Below are 16,544 nucleotides of genomic sequence, written 5' to 3' on the forward strand. Positions count from 1 at the left end.
ATGGTAGCGGAATGTTTTGCCACTGACCAGTCGGGCGTGCGATTGCACGCCGAATGGCACCAGAGATTGCCGAAGGGCGGGGTTAAACCAGCTTGAGCTGCACTTTGTGCTGGGCCAGCAGACGGGCCAGCGCGGGGGAGGGTGTGTGGTCGGTAAACAATTGGTTGACCAGGCTGATGGAACCCAGGCGCACCACGGCGTTGCGGCCGAACTTGCTCGAGTCGGCAGCCAGCAGCACTTGCCGGGCGTTGTCGATGATGGCTTGCGACACGCGCACTTCCTGATAATCGAAGTCGAGCAGGCTGCCGTCGTCGTCGATGCCGCTGATGCCCATAAGGGCGAAGTCCACTTTGAATTGTTGGATGAAATCCACCGCTGTCTGCCCGACGATGCCGCCGTCGCTGCGCACCGTGCCGCCGGCCACCAGCACTTCGAAGTCGGCTTTGTCGCTGAGCTGCGCGGCCACGTGCAGGTTGTTGGTGATTACTTTCAAACCACGGTGATTGAGCAGCGCGCGGGCAATGGCCTCGGTGGTGGTGCCGATGTTGATAAATACCGAAGCGTGGTCCGGCACCTGGGCGGCAATCGCCTCGGCGATGCGCTGTTTCTCGTCGCGCATCAGCCCGGCGCGCATGGCGTAGGCGGTGTTCTGGGTGCTCGACGCTTCGCTCGCCGCGCCGCCGTGGGTGCGCCGCAGCAGGCCTTGTTCGGCGAGCTGATTGATGTCGCGGCGGATGGTTTGCGGGGTGACGGCAAAGGCTTGGGCCAGCTCATCGATGCTGACGTAACCGCGTTCGCGGGCGAGGTCGAGAATGTCTTGCTGCCGGGGCGCCAGGGTCATTAAGGGCTTCCTTTTTTGCGCCGCATTATAGGCGCTCGGGCATCGGCTGGGGCGCCGTCTACGGGCGCTCGACTTTTGCCGGGTCTGCCTCTAAGGTACGCGAACTTTGTCGGAATTTTCACATTCGAACATGACCCCAGCCATCGACCTGTTAAAAAAAGTCGGCGCCGCGCACCGCGTGCTGAGTTACAGCCACGACCCGAAGGCCGCCTCCTATGGCTTGGAAGCAGCGGAAAAACTCGGCTTGGAGCCGGCCCAGGTGTTTAAAACCCTGCTGGCCGCGAGCGAGAAGGGCGAGTTGCTGGTGACGGTTGTGCCGGTGGCAGGCACGCTGGATTTGAAAGCCCTGGCGCACGCTGCCGGGGTGAAAAAGGCCGACATGGCCGACCCGGCCGCCGCTCAGCGCTCCACGGGTTATTTGCTCGGCGGCATCAGCCCGCTGGGGCAGAAGAAGCGCCTGCGCACGTTTATCGACGACAGCGCCAGACAACATCCCCACATTTATGTAAGCGCCGGCCGCCGTGGCCTGGAAGTGGAATTAGCTGCCGAGGTATTGGCGGCGCATTGCCAGGGGCAATTTGCGGCCATTGGCCGCGAGTAAACGGTCGGTCCGCGGCGTCGCCTTGGCGATGTCCCCACCCAAAATAACAAGGAAGCGCAGATGTCCCAGTACCTTCTTGCCATCGATCAAGGCACCACCAGCAGCCGCGCCATTGTGTTCAGTGCTCAGGGCTCGCCGGTGTCTCGCGCTCAACAAGAATTCAAACAGTATTTCCCCAAAGACGGCTGGGTTGAGCACGACGGCGAAGACCTTTGGCTCAGTACCCTGAAGGTCTGCCGCGAAGCACTGCGTCAAAGCGGCTTGCAGGCGTCTGAAGTGGCTGCCATCGGCATCACCAATCAGCGCGAAACCACCTTGGTCTGGGACGCCGCCACCGGCACGCCGATTTACCCGGCCATCGTCTGGCAAGACCGCCGCACCGCCGATTACTGCGCAGGCCTGAAAGAGGCGGGGCACGAGGCAACCGTGGCGGCGAAAACCGGCCTGGTGATCGACCCGTATTTTTCCGCCACCAAGCTGCGCTGGATTTTGCAGAACGTGCCCGGCGCCCGTGAGCGTGCCGAGCAGGGCGAACTGCGCTTTGGCACGGTCGACAGCTTTTTGCTCTGGCGCCTTACAGGCGGCAAGTCGCACAAAACCGACGCCAGCAACGCCTCGCGCACCATGTTGTTCAACATTCACACCCAGCAATGGGACGCCGACCTGCTGGCGCTGTTTGACATCCCGGTCAGCGTGTTGCCGCAAGTGTTGGACTGCGCCGCCGACTTCGGCGTAACCGAGGCCAATTGGTTCGGCAGCAGCATTCCCGTGCTGGGCATGGCGGGCGACCAGCAAGCGGCGCTGGTGGGGCAGGCATGCTTCCAGCCGGGCATGGTGAAAAGCACGTACGGCACCGGCTGCTTTATGATTCAAAACACCGGCAAGCAGCCGGTGGTGTCGCAAAACCGCTTGCTGACCACCGTCGGTTATCGCCTGAAGGGCGAAGTGACGTACGCGGTGGAAGGCTCGATTTTCGTCGCCGGTGCGGCGGTGCAATGGCTGCGCGATGGCATTAAGTTAATCAGCCACGCCCGTGATACCGAGGCGCTGGCCGAGCAAACCGGCGACGCCAGCGGTGTGTTTTTGGTGCCCGCATTCACGGGGCTGGGCGCGCCGTATTGGGACCCCAAGGCCCGTGGCGCAATCTTCGGCTTGACCCGCGACACCGGCATCAAGGAAATCGTCACCGCCGGCTTGCAGTCGGTGTGCTACCAAACCCGCGACTTGCTTGAAGCCATGCGCCAAGACGGCGCCGCCGCCCCCAGCGCCTTGCGCGTAGACGGCGGCATGGTCGAGAACAACTGGGTGATGCAGTTTCTCGCCGACATTCTCGGCGTGCCGGTAGAGCGCCCGGAAGTGACCGAAACCACGGCATTGGGCGTGGCCTATCTGGCCGGCTTGCAAGCGGGGATCTATCCCGACCTCGACGCCATCGCCCAGCACTGGCACCGCCAGCATCTGTTCGGCCCACGCATGGCCACCGCGCACCGCGAGAAGCTCTACGCCGGTTGGCTGGACGCGGTTAAGCGCGTGCGCAGCGACGGCTGATACGCGCGCTGTTGCGCTGGAAAAAGCGCCGGCTGTATCAGGCCGGCCGCTGACAATCTGGGTATCGTGAGCGCCTTCATCCGCTAGGAGCGCGCCCATGTCCCTCGACTTTCACCAGATCGACGCTTTTACCCAGCAACCGTTTGCCGGCAACCCGGCCATTGTTTACCGGCTGGACAGCTGGCTGGACGAGGCGCGCATGCAGGCCATCGCCGCCGAGCACAACCTGGCGGAAACCGCGTTCGTGGTGAAAGAGGGCCAGGCCTGGCACATCCGCTGGTTCACGCCCACCTGTGAGGTGCCGTTGTGCGGCCATGCCACGCTGGCCACGGCCTTCGCGTTGTTCACCGTGCATGGTGAAACCGCCGATCAACTGAATTTCACCTGCCAGTCCGGCGCGCTGAGCGTGAGCCGCGAGGGCGAGCGCTTGGTGCTGAATTTTCCAAGCCTGCCGGGCGAAATCTTTGAGGCGAGCGCGGCCATCAAGGCAGCGGTGAACGGGCCGATTGTCGAGGTGCTCAACACGGGTAAGGAATTGTTGGTGGTGCTCGAAAGCGAACAACAGGTGCGCGACTGCCAGCCGAACTTGGCGGCCGTTGCGCAGCTGCCGTGGCTGGGCATGATCGTCACCGCGCCCGGCGAGCGGCATGACTTCGTCTCCCGCTATTTCGCCCCGGCCATCGGCATTGACGAAGACCCGGTGACCGGCTCGATCCATTGCAGCCTGATTCCCTACTGGGCAGAGCGCCTGGGCAAAACCCGGTTCGACGCGTTCCAGTGTTCGGCGCGCGGCGGCGAGCTGTTCTGCCGACTCGACGGCGAGCGCGTCAGCATTGGCGGCCACGCCGTATTGGTGGCCAGCGGTTCGTTGCATCTGTGACCGCGTGCCGCTGAGCAACCGGGCGAGGCGCGGGGGGCTGGTTATACTGGCCTAACGTTCCTTATGGAGAAGGACTGCTAATGCCGTCTCGCCACCAGCTGCTGCGTGTGCGTCGAATCCTCTTAGCCAGCAGCGCTTCGCTGGGCTATCTGTTGCTGTGCTGGTTGGCGTTTGCCGGCGGGTTTATGCAACTGACTCTGGCCGGCATGCTGCTGCTGACCATCGCCGTGGTCGCCAGTACCGCCGGTTTCCTGGCCCTGACCTGGTTCAACCTCAACCTGCGTTTTCGTGATCCCAGCCTGACGGTGCCGCAGATGGGCTGGGCGATTGGCGTGATCTTCGTCAGCGTTTACTACGCCGACAGCCTGCGTTCGCTGTTTCTGATGATGGTGTTGGTGGTGCTGATGTTCGGCGCTTTCCGGCTGACGTTGGGCGGTTTCGTGCGTGTGGGGCTGTTCACCATCGGCTGTTACGCGGTGCTGATGGCCGCGCTGCTGTATCGCGGCGTGCGCTTCGACTGGCACGTGGAGGCGATTCGCGCCCTGGCGTTTTTCGTGCTCACCGGTGGCGTGTCGATGCTGGGCCTTGAGATGAGCCGGCTGCGCAATATTCTGCAGGAGCGCAACCGCGACCTGCAGGTGGCGCTCGAGCGCATTCAGCAGTTGGCGATCACCGACGAGCTGACCGGCTTGTACAACCGGCGCTTTGCCAACGACATTCTCGATCAGCAAAAAGCCCTGGCTGATCGCGGCACCTACGATTTTGTGGTGTGCATGCTCGACTTAGACTTCTTCAAACACGTTAACGACGCCTACGGCCATCCCGGCGGCGACGCGGTGCTGTGCCAGTTGGCGACGATTCTGCAGCGCATGGTGCGAGACGTGGATTTTGTCGCAAGGATGGGCGGCGAGGAGTTTTTACTGGTGCTCTCGAACACCAACGAAGCGGGCGCCGCCTACGCCATGGAGCGCTTGCGCCAGGCGCTGAACACTACGCAGTGGGAAGGCTTCCCACAGTTGCGGCTGACATTGTCGGTGGGCATCAGCCGCTACGTGAGCCCGGAACCGTGGCAAACCACCTTGCAGCGCAGCGACACCGCGTTGTATCAGGCCAAGGACAGCGGCCGCGATCGGGTGGTCGTGCTTTAGAGCTGACTGCCGGGTGCGGCGAAGGTGACCACCTGCTGCGCCGCCACCCGCACGCCAACGTACTCGCCGGCTTGGCGCTGCACGTGGCTGGGAAATAACGCGTCCACATGCGCACCCGTGGCCAACCGCAGGCGATACAGGGTGTTGGCACCCTGAAAGCTGCTGCTCAACACCTGCGCCTGTTGGTCGCCCTGCTCAGTGAAGGTGAGGTCGTCGGGGCGCAGCAACACGTCCACCGGGCTGCCGCTGGGCCAGTCGCGGGCCTGGCAACTGACAACGCCCAGTTCGGTTTGCACCGACTCGCGGCTGAGCAGCTCGCCGCGAATGAAATAACCCTGGCCGATAAAGCTCGCCACGAAGGGCGTTTGCGGGCGGTGATAGAGGTTGTACGGCGTGTTCCATTGCTCCAGGTGGCCTTCCTTGAATACGCCAACCTGATCGCTGACGGCGAACGCTTCTTCCTGGTCGTGGGTGACCAGAATGGCGCTGGTGCCGCGCGCTTTGAGAATCTCACGCACTTCCTGGCTCAAGCGGCGGCGCAGTTCGTTGTCGAGGTTGGAAAACGGCTCATCGAGCAACAGCAACTGCGGTTCCGGCGCCAATGCGCGAGCCAGCGCCACACGCTGCTGCTGGCCGCCCGACAATTCATGGGGAAAGCGTTTGGCCAACGTCGAGAGCTTCACCAGTTCGAGCAATTCTGCTGTGACCTGGGCGCAATTGGCCTGCTGGCGAATGCCAAAGGCGACGTTGTCGGCAACGGTTAAATGCGGGAACAGCGCGTAGTCCTGGAACACCATGCCGATGCGGCGCTTCTCGGGCGCCAAGGTGAAGCCGGGGCGCGAGAGTAGGGTGTCAGCGAGCTGGATGTCGCCACTGAGCACCGGCTCAAACCCGGCGATGGCACGCAGCGTCGTGGTTTTGCCGCAGCCAGAAGGACCAAGCAAGCAGCCGATTTCACCTTCGTGCAGCGTGAGATCCAGCTGTTGCACCACGAGGTGGTCGCGGTAGCCGCAGCTGAGGTTTCGCAGGGCCAGCAGTGGCGCCGCACTCATGCCGGGCGGTAGCCGGGCTCGACCAGCATTTCCAGCAGCGCCTTCTGCGCGTGAAGGCGATTTTCAGCTTGGTCCCACGCGCCGGAGCGCGGGTCGTCGAGCAAGTCTTCGCTGATTTCCTCGCCACGGTGGGCGGGCAGGCAGTGCAGGAACAGCACGTCGCTGGCGGCTTGGTCGAGCAGGGCGCGGGTGACTTGATAGGGAGTAAACAGCGCGAGGCGTTCGGCGGCTTCTTCTTCCTGCCCCATGGAGGTCCAGACGTCGGTGCTCACCAGATGGGCGCCGGCCACGGCCTCGCGTGGGTCGCGCACGATGGTCACGCGGCTGCCAGCGGCGGCCAGGAAGCTGGCGTTGGGCTCATAGCCTTCAGGGCAAGCCACGCGCAAGTGGAAATCAAACTGCTGGGCGGCTTCGATGTAGCTGTTGCACATGTTGTTGCCGTCGCCAATCCAGGCCACGGTTTTGCCCTGAATCGGGCCGCGCAGTTCCTGGTAGGTCTGCATGTCGGCCAGCAATTGGCAGGGGTGCAAATCGTCCGACAAACCATTGATTACCGGCACGCGCGAGTGGGCGGCGAATTCGGTCAGGGTGCTGTGGGCGAAGGTGCGGATCATCACGGCATCAAGCATGCGCGACATGACGATGGCGGCATCGCTAACCGGCTCGCCGCGTCCGAGCTGGGTGTCACGCGGCGACAGGAAAATGGCCTGGCCGCCGAGCTGGATCATGCCGGCTTCGAACGAGAGGCGCGTGCGGGTGGAGGCTTTTTCGAAAATCATGCCGAGCACGCGGTTTTTCAGCGGCTCAAAAAGGATGCCTCGATTGCGCAGGCTCTTCAGCTCGATGCCACGACGGATCAGGCCCAGCAACTCATCGGGCGTGCAGTCCATTAGCGAGAGAAAGTGTCTTGCGCTCATCATTAACTACCTTTTGTACAACGATTGCGCTGGTGAACAAGCCGGGCCTTTTCGGGAAAAGGTTTTCACAAGAAAAAAGGGCTCTACCAGCGGCTGTGGGCCGCACGGTGCGACGAAATGGGGAGGCGGGATCTTATAAGGAAATGTCGCGCCGTGTCATCTTTGGCACGAATCGCGTTTATACGAGATGTCTCCAGCCGTTATGCCTTACGGCCTGACCCGTTTTTCAGGCATAAAAAAACCCCGCCGAAGCGGGGTTCTTTTTGAAGCGCGGGGAGTCTTAAACTACCTGTACTTCTTCAGCTTGCATGCCTTTCTGGCCTTTAGCGGCCACGAAAGATACGGTCTGACCTTCTTTCAAGCTTTTGAAGCCATCGGATTGGATAGCTTTGAAGTGCACGAACAGGTCAGCGCCGCCGTTGCTTGGAGTGATGAAGCCGAAGCCTTTTTCATCGTTGAACCATTTAACGGTACCAGTTTCGCGATTAGCCATGGTGTAGATCCTTGAACAGAGTGGATTGCGGCGGGCTACAGGCCCTGCCAGTACTGAGTGCAAAGAGTTATCGGAATACGTGTAGATGGTTGGATCGAGATCTAAACACCAAGTTGCGATTCGCGGTACACATGCAGCACAGTGGCCTAAAGATACGCACTTTGTTGGAGTAATGCGACTAGCGAAGCCTCTGTAATCGATATAAATGGCATATATCTGCCGAAACGCGGCTCCGTTGGCAGTTAAAAACGCTGTAAGGACCGCTTGAAGAACGGTATGGATTCTCCTGATGGGCCCCAATTCATGGGGCTTTAGCCTATGGTGCCGCTGCCGGTTGCGCTCCATAGTCAGCACTTAACGACCGGATGCGTCGTCCCAAATAAAAAATGAGGCCAGGCCGTGACCAAGACCCTCCATCACCGTGCGTGCCATTTATGCGAAGCCATTTGTGGGCTGAGCATCGAGACCGAAACCCAGCCCGACGGCACCCAGCAGATCCTTTCTATTAAAGGCGATGCCCTGGACAGCTTCAGCCAAGGCCACATCTGCCCCAAAGCCGTTGCGCTGCAAGATATCCAGCACGACCCCGACCGCCTGCGTCAGCCCATGCGTCGAGTGGGCAGCGAATGGCAGGCCATCGAGTGGGACGAAGCCTTCGAGCTGGTCGCCAGCCGCCTCGCCGATATCCAAGCGCGTCACGGCCAGAATTCCGTGGCGGTGTATCAGGGCAACCCGAGCGTGCATAACTACGGGCTGATGACCCACAGCAATTACTTTCTCGGCCAGCTGAAAACGCGCAACCGTTATTCGGCAACGTCGGTGGATCAATTGCCTCATCACCTCACCAGCCATTTGATGTACGGCCATGGCCTGCTGATTCCGATCCCCGATATCGATCACACCGACTTTATGCTCATCCTGGGCGGCAACCCGCTGGCGTCCAACGGCAGCATCATGACAGTGCCCAACGTGGAAAAACGCCTGAAAGCCATCAAGGCGCGCGGCGGCAAAGTGGTGGTGGTCGACCCGCGCCGCAGCGAGACGGCGGGTATTGCCGACCAGCATATTTTCGTCCGTCCGGGGCAAGACGCCGCGCTGCTGTTCGGCGTACTCAATACATTGTTTGAAGAAGGGCTGACCCGCGTCAGCCATCTGCCCATCGACGGGCTCGACGAGGTGCGCGGCGCCGTGGCGGCTTTTACCGCCGAGGCCATGAGTGCGCGCTGCGGCGTGCCGGCAGAGACCATTCGCCAACTGGCGCGAGACTTTGCCGCCGCCGATTCAGCTGTGTGCTACGGCCGCATGGGCGTTTCCACTCAGGTGTTTGGCACGCTCTGCCAATGGGTGGTGCAACTGATCAACCTGGTGACCGGCAACCTCGATCGCGTCGGCGGGGTGCTGTGCACCGAGCCAGCGGTGGATTTGGTGGCGACCACTTCGGGTGGCCATTTCAATCGCTGGCAGAGCAGGGTGTCTGGCTTGCCCGAGTACGGCGGCGAATTGCCAGTTTCAGCGCTGGCCGAAGAAATGCTGACGCCGGGAGAAGGGCAGATTCGCGCGCTGGTTACGGTCGCGGGCAATCCGGTGCTGTCGACACCGAACGGCCGCCAGTTGGAACAAGCGCTCGATGGCTTGGAGTTCATGCTGTGCATCGACTTCTATATCAACGAAACCACCCGTTACGCCGACCTGATTCTGCCGCCGACCGCGCCGCTTGAGCACGATCATTACGACACCACCTTCAACGTATTCGCCGTGCGCAACGTCACTCGCTTCAACGAACCGGTGCTGGCCAAACCGCAGGGGGCGTTGCATGACTGGGAGATTTTCATCGGACTGGCCAAGGCATTTGCCAGTAAAACCGAGGCAACGCTGAAGCCAACCATGGAGCCGGCGAAGATGATCGACATGGGCCTGCGCATGGGCCTGTATGGCGACAACTCCGAGCACAAACTGTCCGTCGCTATGCTGCGCGACCATCCCCACGGCATCGACCTGGGTGCCTTGAAGCCCAATCTGTTGGCGCGGTTGAAAACGCCGAGCAAAACCGTGCTGGCAGCGCCGCGAATTTTGCTCGATGACATCGCCCGTTTCGCGGCGCAGCCGGTACCGCAAGCCGGTGAGCTGGTGCTGATCGGCCGCCGCCATGTACGCAGCAACAACTCGTGGATGCACAACTATCACCGACTGGTGAAAGGCAAGCCGCGTCACCAATTGCTGATGAACCCGCAAGACATGGCCAGTCGCGCGCTCACCGACGGGCAGCGCGTCAGCGTGCGGTCGCGCGTGGGCATGATTGAAGTGGAAGTGGCCAGCAGCGACGACATGATGCCGGGTGTGGTGAGCTTGCCGCACGGCTGGGGCCACGGCCGGCCGGGCGTGCAGATGGCGATTGCCAGCGCGCAACCAGGCGCCAGCGCCAACGACCTGACCGATGAACGCCACCTCGACGTGCTGTCTGGCAATGCGGCGCTCAATGGCGTGCCGGTTGTGGTAGCGGCGGCGTAGGCCTGATAGGTACGACGATAGGAGGGTCGCGCCAAGTGCGCGGCTTTCCGATACAATGCGCGTCACCGTGTCGGCCCGTGAGTCGGCGAGTTTGACAGTCAGATAGGCCTTAGTGCTGAGGTACCCATGGATATCATCGAAACTATCAAAGAGCAGATCGCGAACAACGCCATCTTGCTGTACATGAAAGGCTCGCCGAACGCCCCGCAGTGTGGCTTCTCGTCGAAAGCCGCTCAGGTTGTCATGGCATGCGGCGAAAAATTCGCCTACGTCGACATCCTGCAAAACCCCGAAATTCGCGCCAACCTGCCGAAATACGCCAACTGGCCAACCTTCCCGCAACTGTGGGTCGGTGGTGAGTTGGTTGGCGGCAGCGACATCATGGTTGAGATGTTCGAAAACGGTGAGCTGCAAACGATGGTGAAAGCCGCCGCTGCCAAAGCCGACGCTTGATTAGCTGACGCGCAATAAAAAGCCCCGCCGAAGCGGGGCTTTTTATTGCCTGACGATTTACTCGTCCATCTGAGATTGCAGGTAATTCTGCAGGCCGACTTTGTCGATCAGGCTGAGTTGGGTTTCCAGCCAGTCGATGTGCTCTTCCTCGGAGCAGAGGATGTCTTCGAGCAGTTCGCGGCTGGCGTAGTCGCCAATGCTCTCGCAGTAGGCGATGGCTTCCTTAAGGTCGATGTGCGCTTTGTGTTCGATCTTCAGATCGCACTCGAGCATCTCTTTGGTGTTCTCGCCGATCAGAATCTTGCCGAGGTCTTGCAGGTTCGGCAGGCCTTCCAGGAACAAGATGCGCTTGATCAGCTTGTCCGCGTGTTTCATCTCGTCGATGGACTCGTGGTACTCGTGCTCGCCCAGTTTTTTCAGGCCCCAATCTTCATACATGCGCGCATGCAAGAAGTATTGGTTGATGGCGACCAGCTCGTTGCCGAGGATTTTGTTGAGGTGCTGGATGACTTTCTTGTCGCCTTTCATGTCTGCGGCCTGCCGTGCAAGGGGGTTATAGCGTGAGAGTCTGCCCCCGCATGTTTAAGGTGTCAAATGTAAGTAATTGAATTTAAACAGAAAATAAACCCGAATAAGAATGTTTAGATTCCGCGTCTTGGCGCTAACTAATTGAATTTCAGGCATAAAAAAACCGGACACGCGGTCCGGTTTTCAGAAACTGACTACTTTAAGCCGCAGAAAATTGTGCATATCCAAGGGCGGCCTGGCTGCTTTGCACTTCGGTAAGCGCTTCGCGTACGACTTTCTTGGCCAGCGTCGCGCATTTGCCGCACTGGCTGGCGACTTCCAGCGACTCACGAACGTCGCGGTAGCTGCAGCAACCTTCGTAGATTGCATCGCGGATCTGACCGTCGGTAACACCCATGCAGAGGCATACGTACATATAAGGCCCGAACTCAAAGTGACTTGATGCGGGGGATATTAATGTTAATGAGAATGCTTGTCAAAACTCGACGGGGACGATTCCTACGCTTACTGATGAACGGTCTTATCCTCAAATGCCGGGCACAAAAAACCCGGCGCAGCGGCCGGGTTTTCTAAAGCGGAGCGGGGCAGCGATCAATCGTCGAAATCCTGCCAGCCGCCCATTTCCTTCCAACGGTTAACGATGCCGCAGAACAGCTCGGCGGTTTTCTCGGTGTCGTACCGGGCGGAATGCGCCTCACGGCCGTCGAAATCCATGCCTGCCGCCTGACACGCGCGCGCCAGCACGGTTTGCCCGTAGGCGAGGCCGGCGAGGGTGGCGGTGTCGAAGCTGGAGAAAGGGTGGAACGGGTTGCGCTTCAGATCATTGCGAGCCACGGCCGCATTGAGAAAGCCCAGGTCGAAACTGCTGTTGTGGCCCACTAGAATGGCGCGCTTGCAGCCGTTGGCTTTTAGCGCTTTGCGGATGCCACGGAAGATATCCGTCAACGCCGCTTCTTCGCTCACCGCCATACGTAGCGGGTGGTCGAGCTTGATACCGGTGAACTCCAGCGCGGCAGCCTCGATGTTGGCGCCTTCAAACGGCTCGATACGGAAGAAGTAGGTGTGCTCCGGAAACAGAAAGCCTTTTTCGTCCATGCCAACGGTGACGGCTGCAATTTCCAGCAGCGCGTCGGTGGCCGAGTTGAACCCGCCGGTTTCCACATCGACCACCACCGGCAAATAGCCGCGAAAGCGCGCGGCCATGGGGTGGCGCGAATTGCTGCTGCCGCCTTCCGGTTCGTCGTCGTAGTTGTCTTCACTCACGCGGTTTGCTCCAGCAAGCGCCAGCGCAGTTTTTCACCGGCGCGCAGCGGGACGACACTGTGCTCGCCAAGCGGCAGGCTGGTCGGGGCAGTCCATTCTTCACGGACCAAGGTAATGGTGTCGGTATTTCGCGGCAGGCCGTAGAAGTCCGGGCCGTGCTGGCTGGCGAACCCTTCAAGCTTGTCCAGCGCGTTACGTTGCTCGAACGCTTCGGCGTACAGCTCAATCGCCGCGTAGGCGGTGTAGCAGCCGGCGCAACCGCAGGCAGCTTCTTTGGCGTGTTGAGCGTGCGGCGCCGAGTCGGTGCCAAGGAAAAACTTGGCACTGCCGCTGGTGGCGGCGTCCAGCAGGGCTTCCTGGTGCACGTTGCGCTTGAGGATCGGCAAGCAGTAGAAGTGCGGGCGAATGCCGCCAACCAGCATGTGGTTGCGGTTATAGAGCAGGTGATGGGCCGTGATCGTCGCGCCGACGTTGGCCGGGGCGCTGTTGACGAACTGCACGGCATCGCCGGTGGTGATGTGTTCGAACACCACCTTAAGCGTAGGAAAGCGCTCGACTACACGGGTCAGGTGCTCATCGATAAACACCTTCTCGCGGTCGAACACGTCGATCTCGCCGCGCGTCACTTCGCCGTGCACCAACAGAGGCAGGCCCACTTCAGCCATGGCTTCAAGCACGTGGAAAATTTTGTCGACGCTGGTCACACCAGAGTCGGAATTGGTCGTGGCGCCGGCTGGATACAGCTTGGCAGCGTGTACGAACCCAGATGCCTTGGCGCTGCGAACGTCGTCCGGGCTGGTGAGGTCGGTGAGGTACAGCACCATCAGCGGCTCGAAATGGCTACCGGCGGGGCGGACGGCAAGGATGCGCTGGCGATAGCCGTCGGCTTCAGCGGCGTTGCGCACCGGCGGCACCAGGTTCGGCATGATGATGGCGCGACCGAAGGTGCGCGCGACGTCGGCGACCGTATGGGGCAACACCGCGCCGTCGCGCAGGTGAATATGCCAGTCGTCCGGACGCAGCAGGGTGAGGCGGTCAGTCATGGGGGGCGATACCAGATCAGCGAAATTTGTGCGGTGAAAACTGCTGCGAATCCTACCGGAAAAGCCTGGTAGCGGCACCCGCTATCAAGTTTTCCCAACGCCAACCGATACCCCCATCAGAACGCCGTAATTCTTCATGGAGCCTACCGTGCGCCAGCGCTATCTCGCCTTGTTCAGCTTATTCGCCAGCCTGCCGGCCATGGCGATCACCTTCCAAACGCGCCTGGAAAAGGTTGAATGGAAGGTCGACGGCGATCAGTTCGAGTGCCGCCTGTCGCAGGACATTACTGATTTCGGCCAAGGCCAATTCGTACGCCGTGCCGGTGAACAGGTCACCTTCCGCCTGCAGGCCCGCGAGCGCTGGCTGGGCGCGGGTTCCGCCACGCTGATTGCGGCCGCAGCGCCGTGGCAGCCGGGGCGCGGCGACGTCAATCTGGGGATCGTCACCGTCGACAACGGCGCCACGCCGTTCAACAGCACCCAGCAACAAGGCGCGCGCATGCTTACCAGCATTCTGGAAGGCCGCAGCCCCGTGGTGCGTCATCGCATGCCGGACGGCGGTGAGGGCGTTGAAGTTCGCCTGCTGCCAGTCAAGTTCAACAAGGCCTACCACGACTATCTGGACTGCACGACCAAGCTGCTGCCAGTGAATTTCGACCAGATCAAACAAGTGCAAGTCGCCTTCCCAGGTGGCGGTGCGGACCTCGACGATCTTTCCCGCGCCAAGCTGGAAATAATCCTGCAGTACCTCAAGGCCGACCCCAGCGTTAACCACATCGAGCTGGACGGCCATTCGGATAACGGCGGCAACCGGCTCACCAACCTGGATATGTCCCGCCGTCGCGCGTTGGCGGTGCAGGAATATTTCAAGGCCAATGGCATTCCTGAAAGCCAGGTCATCGTTCGCTTCCACGGTGAGCGTTATCCGTTGGTACCCAACACCAATGTCGCTAACCGTGCGAAAAATCGCCGGGTGACCGTGCACTTGTCCCGCGAGCCAATGCCGCCAGCACCGACCACGCCCGCGAGCGCGCCGATAAAACCTGCTGCCACGTCCTGATTACAGGTTGTGCGCTTCCCGTCGTTTAGACGAAAGAATCCGTCGCTTCATCGTCATTAGCTGTCGCGCCTCTGTAAATTGTGCGGCGCGGCCAGTAGAATCGCGGGTTTTCCGTAGAACCCCGTGGAGTGATGGCATGGCGGACGTAAAGAAGGTTGTCCTGGCGTATTCCGGTGGCCTGGACACTTCGGTGATTCTCAAGTGGCTGCAAGACACCTATCAATGTGAAGTGGTGACATTCACCGCCGATCTCGGTCAAGGCGAAGAAGTTGAGCCAGCCCGTGCCAAGGCACAGGCCATGGGCGTCAAGGAAATCTTCATCGACGACCTGCGCGAAGAGTTTGTTCGCGACTTCGTTTTCCCCATGTTCCGCGCCAACACCGTGTACGAAGGCGAGTACCTGCTGGGTACTTCCATTGCCCGTCCGCTGATCGCCAAGCGTCTGATCGAAATCGCCAACGAAACCGGCGCTGACGCCATTTCCCACGGCGCCACCGGCAAAGGCAACGACCAGGTTCGCTTCGAACTCGGCGCTTATGCGCTCAAGCCTGGCGTAAAAGTGATCGCTCCGTGGCGTGAGTGGGATTTGCTCTCGCGTGAGAAGCTGATGGACTACGCCGAAAAGCACGCCATCCCAATCGAGCGTCACGGCAAGAAGAAATCGCCGTACTCCATGGATGCCAACTTGCTGCACATCTCCTACGAGGGCGGCGTGCTGGAAGACACCTGGACCGAGCACGAAGAAGACATGTGGAAATGGACCGTCTCGCCTGAGAACGCTCCAGACAAACCGACATACCTGGAACTGACCTACCGCAACGGTGACATCGTCGCCCTCGACGGCGTGGAAATGTCCCCGGCCACCGTGCTGGCCACGCTGAATAAAATCGGCGGCGAGAACGGTATCGGTCGTCTCGACATCGTTGAAAACCGCTACGTGGGTATGAAATCCCGTGGCTGCTACGAGACGCCCGGCGGCACCATCATGCTGCGTGCTCACCGCGCCATTGAATCGATCACCCTGGACCGCGAAGTCGCTCACCTCAAAGACGAGCTGATGCCCAAGTACGCCAGCCTGATCTACACCGGCTACTGGTGGAGCCCGGAACGTCTGATGCTGCAACAGATGATCGACGCCTCGCAGGCCCACGTGAACGGCGTGGTTCGTCTGAAGCTGTACAAAGGCAACGTCATCGTCACTGGTCGTAAGTCTGAAGGCTCGCTGTTCGACGCCAACATCGCCACCTTTGAAGAAGACGGCGGCGCGTACAACCAGGCCGACGCGGCTGGCTTTATCAAGTTGAACGCCCTGCGCATGCGCATCGCCGCCAACAAGGGTCGCAAGCTGTTCTGATAAGCTTTTGCGGCTGACCAAACCCCGGCCACGAGCCGGGGTTTGCATTTATAAGCCTGTCACAGGCAACCGATGAGGAACGACTGATGAGACTGCTGCACACCATGCTGCGCGTCGGCGATATGGACAAATCCATCGCGTTTTATACCGAGGTGCTGGGCATGACCCTGCTGCGCCGCAAAGACTACCCCGACGGCCAATTCACCCTGGCATTCGTGGGCTACGGCAACGAAGCGGACAACAGCGTGATCGAGCTGACCCACAACTGGGGCGTCGAGAGCTACGAGCTGGGCACCGGTTACGGCCACATCGCCCTGGAAGTAGCCGACGTCTACAAAGCCTGCGAAGACATCCGCGCCCGTGGCGGAAAAATCACCCGCGAGCCAGGCCCGATGAAGCACGGCACCAGCATTCTGGCCTTCGTCGAAGACCCGGATGGCTACAAAATTGAACTGCTGTCGCCCTCGCGCGGCGACTAAAAGATGCCCTGTAGGAGCTAGCTTGCTAGCGAACCCTGCAAACGCTGATTTCCGAGTTTCCAGGGTTCGCGACCAAGGTCGCTCCTACAAAAGCGAGGCAGCGCCCAATAAAAAGCCCGACATCAAGTCGGGCTTTTTATTGGCTGATCACAGATCAAAATCGTATTCGGCCAGTTGTTTGTGCAACCGTCGCTCTTCCAAGAGGTTGTCGATGATGCGGCGCTTGGTCAGGTTGGTTTTTGCCACCTCAACCGGTGCTTCCACCACTTCCTCGCTTTCGTCACTTACCACGTCTTCGTCGAGTTCCAGTTCTTCTTTGCTAGTGCTCATTGACGTCCACTCCGGCTACAGGGCCATTGGCGCACCTTATATAGGC

Annotated in this window: 18 protein-coding genes; 9 read left to right on the forward strand and 9 right to left on the reverse strand. The window is 60.5% G+C overall.

Translation table 11 applies throughout. The annotated features are described in order from the left end of the window. Nucleotides 1–82: 82 nt before the first annotated feature. Nucleotides 83–841, reverse strand: coding sequence for a DeoR family transcriptional regulator (locus ACZZ0Q_RS09030; RefSeq protein WP_122450480.1), 759 nt, complete (start codon nucleotides 839–841; stop codon nucleotides 83–85). A 130-nt stretch (nucleotides 842–971) separates the two neighbouring features. Between ACZZ0Q_RS09030 and ybaK the strand changes: the two genes are divergently transcribed. From ybaK to ACZZ0Q_RS09050, 4 genes are all read left to right on the forward strand, one after another. Next, entirely contained in the window at nucleotides 972–1,442 is a 471-nt protein-coding gene (ybaK, locus tag ACZZ0Q_RS09035) for a Cys-tRNA(Pro) deacylase (RefSeq protein WP_463560486.1), read from the forward strand. Nucleotides 1,443–1,502: 60 nt separating this feature from the next. Further along, nucleotides 1,503–2,990, forward strand: a complete 1,488-nt coding sequence (gene glpK, locus ACZZ0Q_RS09040; protein ID WP_463539266.1) for a glycerol kinase GlpK — start codon at nucleotides 1,503–1,505, stop codon at nucleotides 2,988–2,990. 97 nt (nucleotides 2,991–3,087) lie between these two features. Continuing rightward, a complete protein-coding gene (locus tag ACZZ0Q_RS09045) occupies nucleotides 3,088–3,870 on the forward strand; it encodes a PhzF family phenazine biosynthesis protein (RefSeq protein ID WP_463539265.1) in 783 nt (260 codons plus the stop codon). 80 nt (nucleotides 3,871–3,950) lie between these two features. Further along, nucleotides 3,951–5,018 carry a GGDEF domain-containing protein gene (locus ACZZ0Q_RS09050; protein WP_463539264.1) on the forward strand — a complete coding sequence of 356 codons (1,068 nt, stop codon included), beginning with the start codon at nucleotides 3,951–3,953 and terminating at the stop codon, nucleotides 5,016–5,018. On the opposite strand, the gene ACZZ0Q_RS09055 is transcribed toward ACZZ0Q_RS09050, so the two are convergent. The 3 genes from ACZZ0Q_RS09055 to ACZZ0Q_RS09065 all read right to left on the reverse strand — a co-directional run bounded on the left by ACZZ0Q_RS09055 (nucleotide 5,015) and on the right by ACZZ0Q_RS09065 (nucleotide 7,480). Continuing rightward, nucleotides 5,015–6,070: an ABC transporter ATP-binding protein gene (locus ACZZ0Q_RS09055; RefSeq protein ID WP_463539263.1), complete on the reverse strand. Its 1,056-nt coding sequence runs from the start codon at nucleotides 6,068–6,070 to the stop codon at nucleotides 5,015–5,017. The two genes, ACZZ0Q_RS09050 and ACZZ0Q_RS09055, sit on opposite strands and share 4 nt — an antisense overlap. Continuing rightward, nucleotides 6,067–6,987 carry an ornithine carbamoyltransferase gene (argF, locus tag ACZZ0Q_RS09060; RefSeq protein ID WP_463539262.1) on the reverse strand — a complete coding sequence of 307 codons (921 nt, stop codon included), beginning with the start codon at nucleotides 6,985–6,987 and terminating at the stop codon, nucleotides 6,067–6,069. The genes ACZZ0Q_RS09055 and argF overlap by 4 nt, the downstream gene beginning before the upstream one ends. Before the next feature lie 280 nt (nucleotides 6,988–7,267). Continuing rightward, nucleotides 7,268–7,480 carry a cold-shock protein gene (locus tag ACZZ0Q_RS09065; protein ID WP_108097521.1) on the reverse strand — a complete coding sequence of 71 codons (213 nt, stop codon included), beginning with the start codon at nucleotides 7,478–7,480 and terminating at the stop codon, nucleotides 7,268–7,270. Between the two features lie 399 nt (nucleotides 7,481–7,879). On the opposite strand from ACZZ0Q_RS09065, the gene ACZZ0Q_RS09070 reads away from it, so the two are divergent. Both ACZZ0Q_RS09070 and grxD read left to right on the forward strand, forming a co-directional pair. Then, the gene (locus ACZZ0Q_RS09070) at nucleotides 7,880–9,988 is read left to right on the forward strand and encodes a molybdopterin oxidoreductase family protein (RefSeq protein ID WP_463539261.1); all 2,109 of its coding nucleotides are present in this window, start codon (nucleotides 7,880–7,882) and stop codon (nucleotides 9,986–9,988) included. Nucleotides 9,989–10,114: 126 nt separating this feature from the next. Next, on the forward strand, nucleotides 10,115–10,441 hold the full coding sequence (gene grxD, locus ACZZ0Q_RS09075; RefSeq protein WP_122450487.1) for a Grx4 family monothiol glutaredoxin: 327 nt from the start codon (nucleotides 10,115–10,117) through the stop codon (nucleotides 10,439–10,441). A 57-nt stretch (nucleotides 10,442–10,498) separates the two neighbouring features. Here grxD and bfr read toward each other — a convergent pair whose 3' ends face one another. The 4 genes from bfr to pyrC all read right to left on the reverse strand — a co-directional run bounded on the left by bfr (nucleotide 10,499) and on the right by pyrC (nucleotide 13,275). Beyond that, nucleotides 10,499–10,969 (reverse strand): bacterioferritin, encoded by a 471-nt coding sequence (bfr, locus tag ACZZ0Q_RS09080; RefSeq protein WP_122495228.1) that lies wholly within the window; start codon nucleotides 10,967–10,969, stop codon nucleotides 10,499–10,501. 199 nt (nucleotides 10,970–11,168) lie between these two features. Next, nucleotides 11,169–11,384, reverse strand: a complete 216-nt coding sequence (locus ACZZ0Q_RS09085; RefSeq protein WP_463539260.1) for a bacterioferritin-associated ferredoxin — start codon at nucleotides 11,382–11,384, stop codon at nucleotides 11,169–11,171. A gap of 176 nt (nucleotides 11,385–11,560) precedes the next feature. Then, on the reverse strand, nucleotides 11,561–12,232 hold the full coding sequence (rnt, locus tag ACZZ0Q_RS09090) for a ribonuclease T (RefSeq protein WP_463539259.1): 672 nt from the start codon (nucleotides 12,230–12,232) through the stop codon (nucleotides 11,561–11,563). After that, nucleotides 12,229–13,275, reverse strand: a complete 1,047-nt coding sequence (gene pyrC, locus ACZZ0Q_RS09095) for a dihydroorotase (protein WP_463539258.1) — start codon at nucleotides 13,273–13,275, stop codon at nucleotides 12,229–12,231. Before pyrC ends, rnt begins: the two co-directional genes overlap by 4 nt. 148 nt (nucleotides 13,276–13,423) lie before the next feature. On the opposite strand from pyrC, the gene ACZZ0Q_RS09100 reads away from it, so the two are divergent. The 3 genes from ACZZ0Q_RS09100 (at nucleotide 13,424) to gloA (ending at nucleotide 16,168) form a co-directional block, all read left to right on the forward strand. Further along, the gene (locus ACZZ0Q_RS09100) at nucleotides 13,424–14,335 is read left to right on the forward strand and encodes a flagellar protein MotY (protein WP_463539257.1); all 912 of its coding nucleotides are present in this window, start codon (nucleotides 13,424–13,426) and stop codon (nucleotides 14,333–14,335) included. A 136-nt stretch (nucleotides 14,336–14,471) separates the two neighbouring features. Further along, on the forward strand, nucleotides 14,472–15,689 hold the full coding sequence (locus ACZZ0Q_RS09105) for an argininosuccinate synthase (RefSeq protein ID WP_108097514.1): 1,218 nt from the start codon (nucleotides 14,472–14,474) through the stop codon (nucleotides 15,687–15,689). A gap of 86 nt (nucleotides 15,690–15,775) precedes the next feature. After that, on the forward strand, nucleotides 15,776–16,168 hold the full coding sequence (gloA, locus tag ACZZ0Q_RS09110; protein ID WP_122450494.1) for a lactoylglutathione lyase: 393 nt from the start codon (nucleotides 15,776–15,778) through the stop codon (nucleotides 16,166–16,168). A 147-nt stretch (nucleotides 16,169–16,315) separates the two neighbouring features. On the opposite strand, the gene ACZZ0Q_RS09115 is transcribed toward gloA, so the two are convergent. Continuing rightward, nucleotides 16,316–16,498 (reverse strand): PA3496 family putative envelope integrity protein, encoded by a 183-nt coding sequence (locus ACZZ0Q_RS09115; protein WP_122450495.1) that lies wholly within the window; start codon nucleotides 16,496–16,498, stop codon nucleotides 16,316–16,318. Between the last annotated feature and the right edge of the window lie 46 nt (nucleotides 16,499–16,544).

This window comes from Pseudomonas sp. AC070 (genome assembly GCF_979258635.1).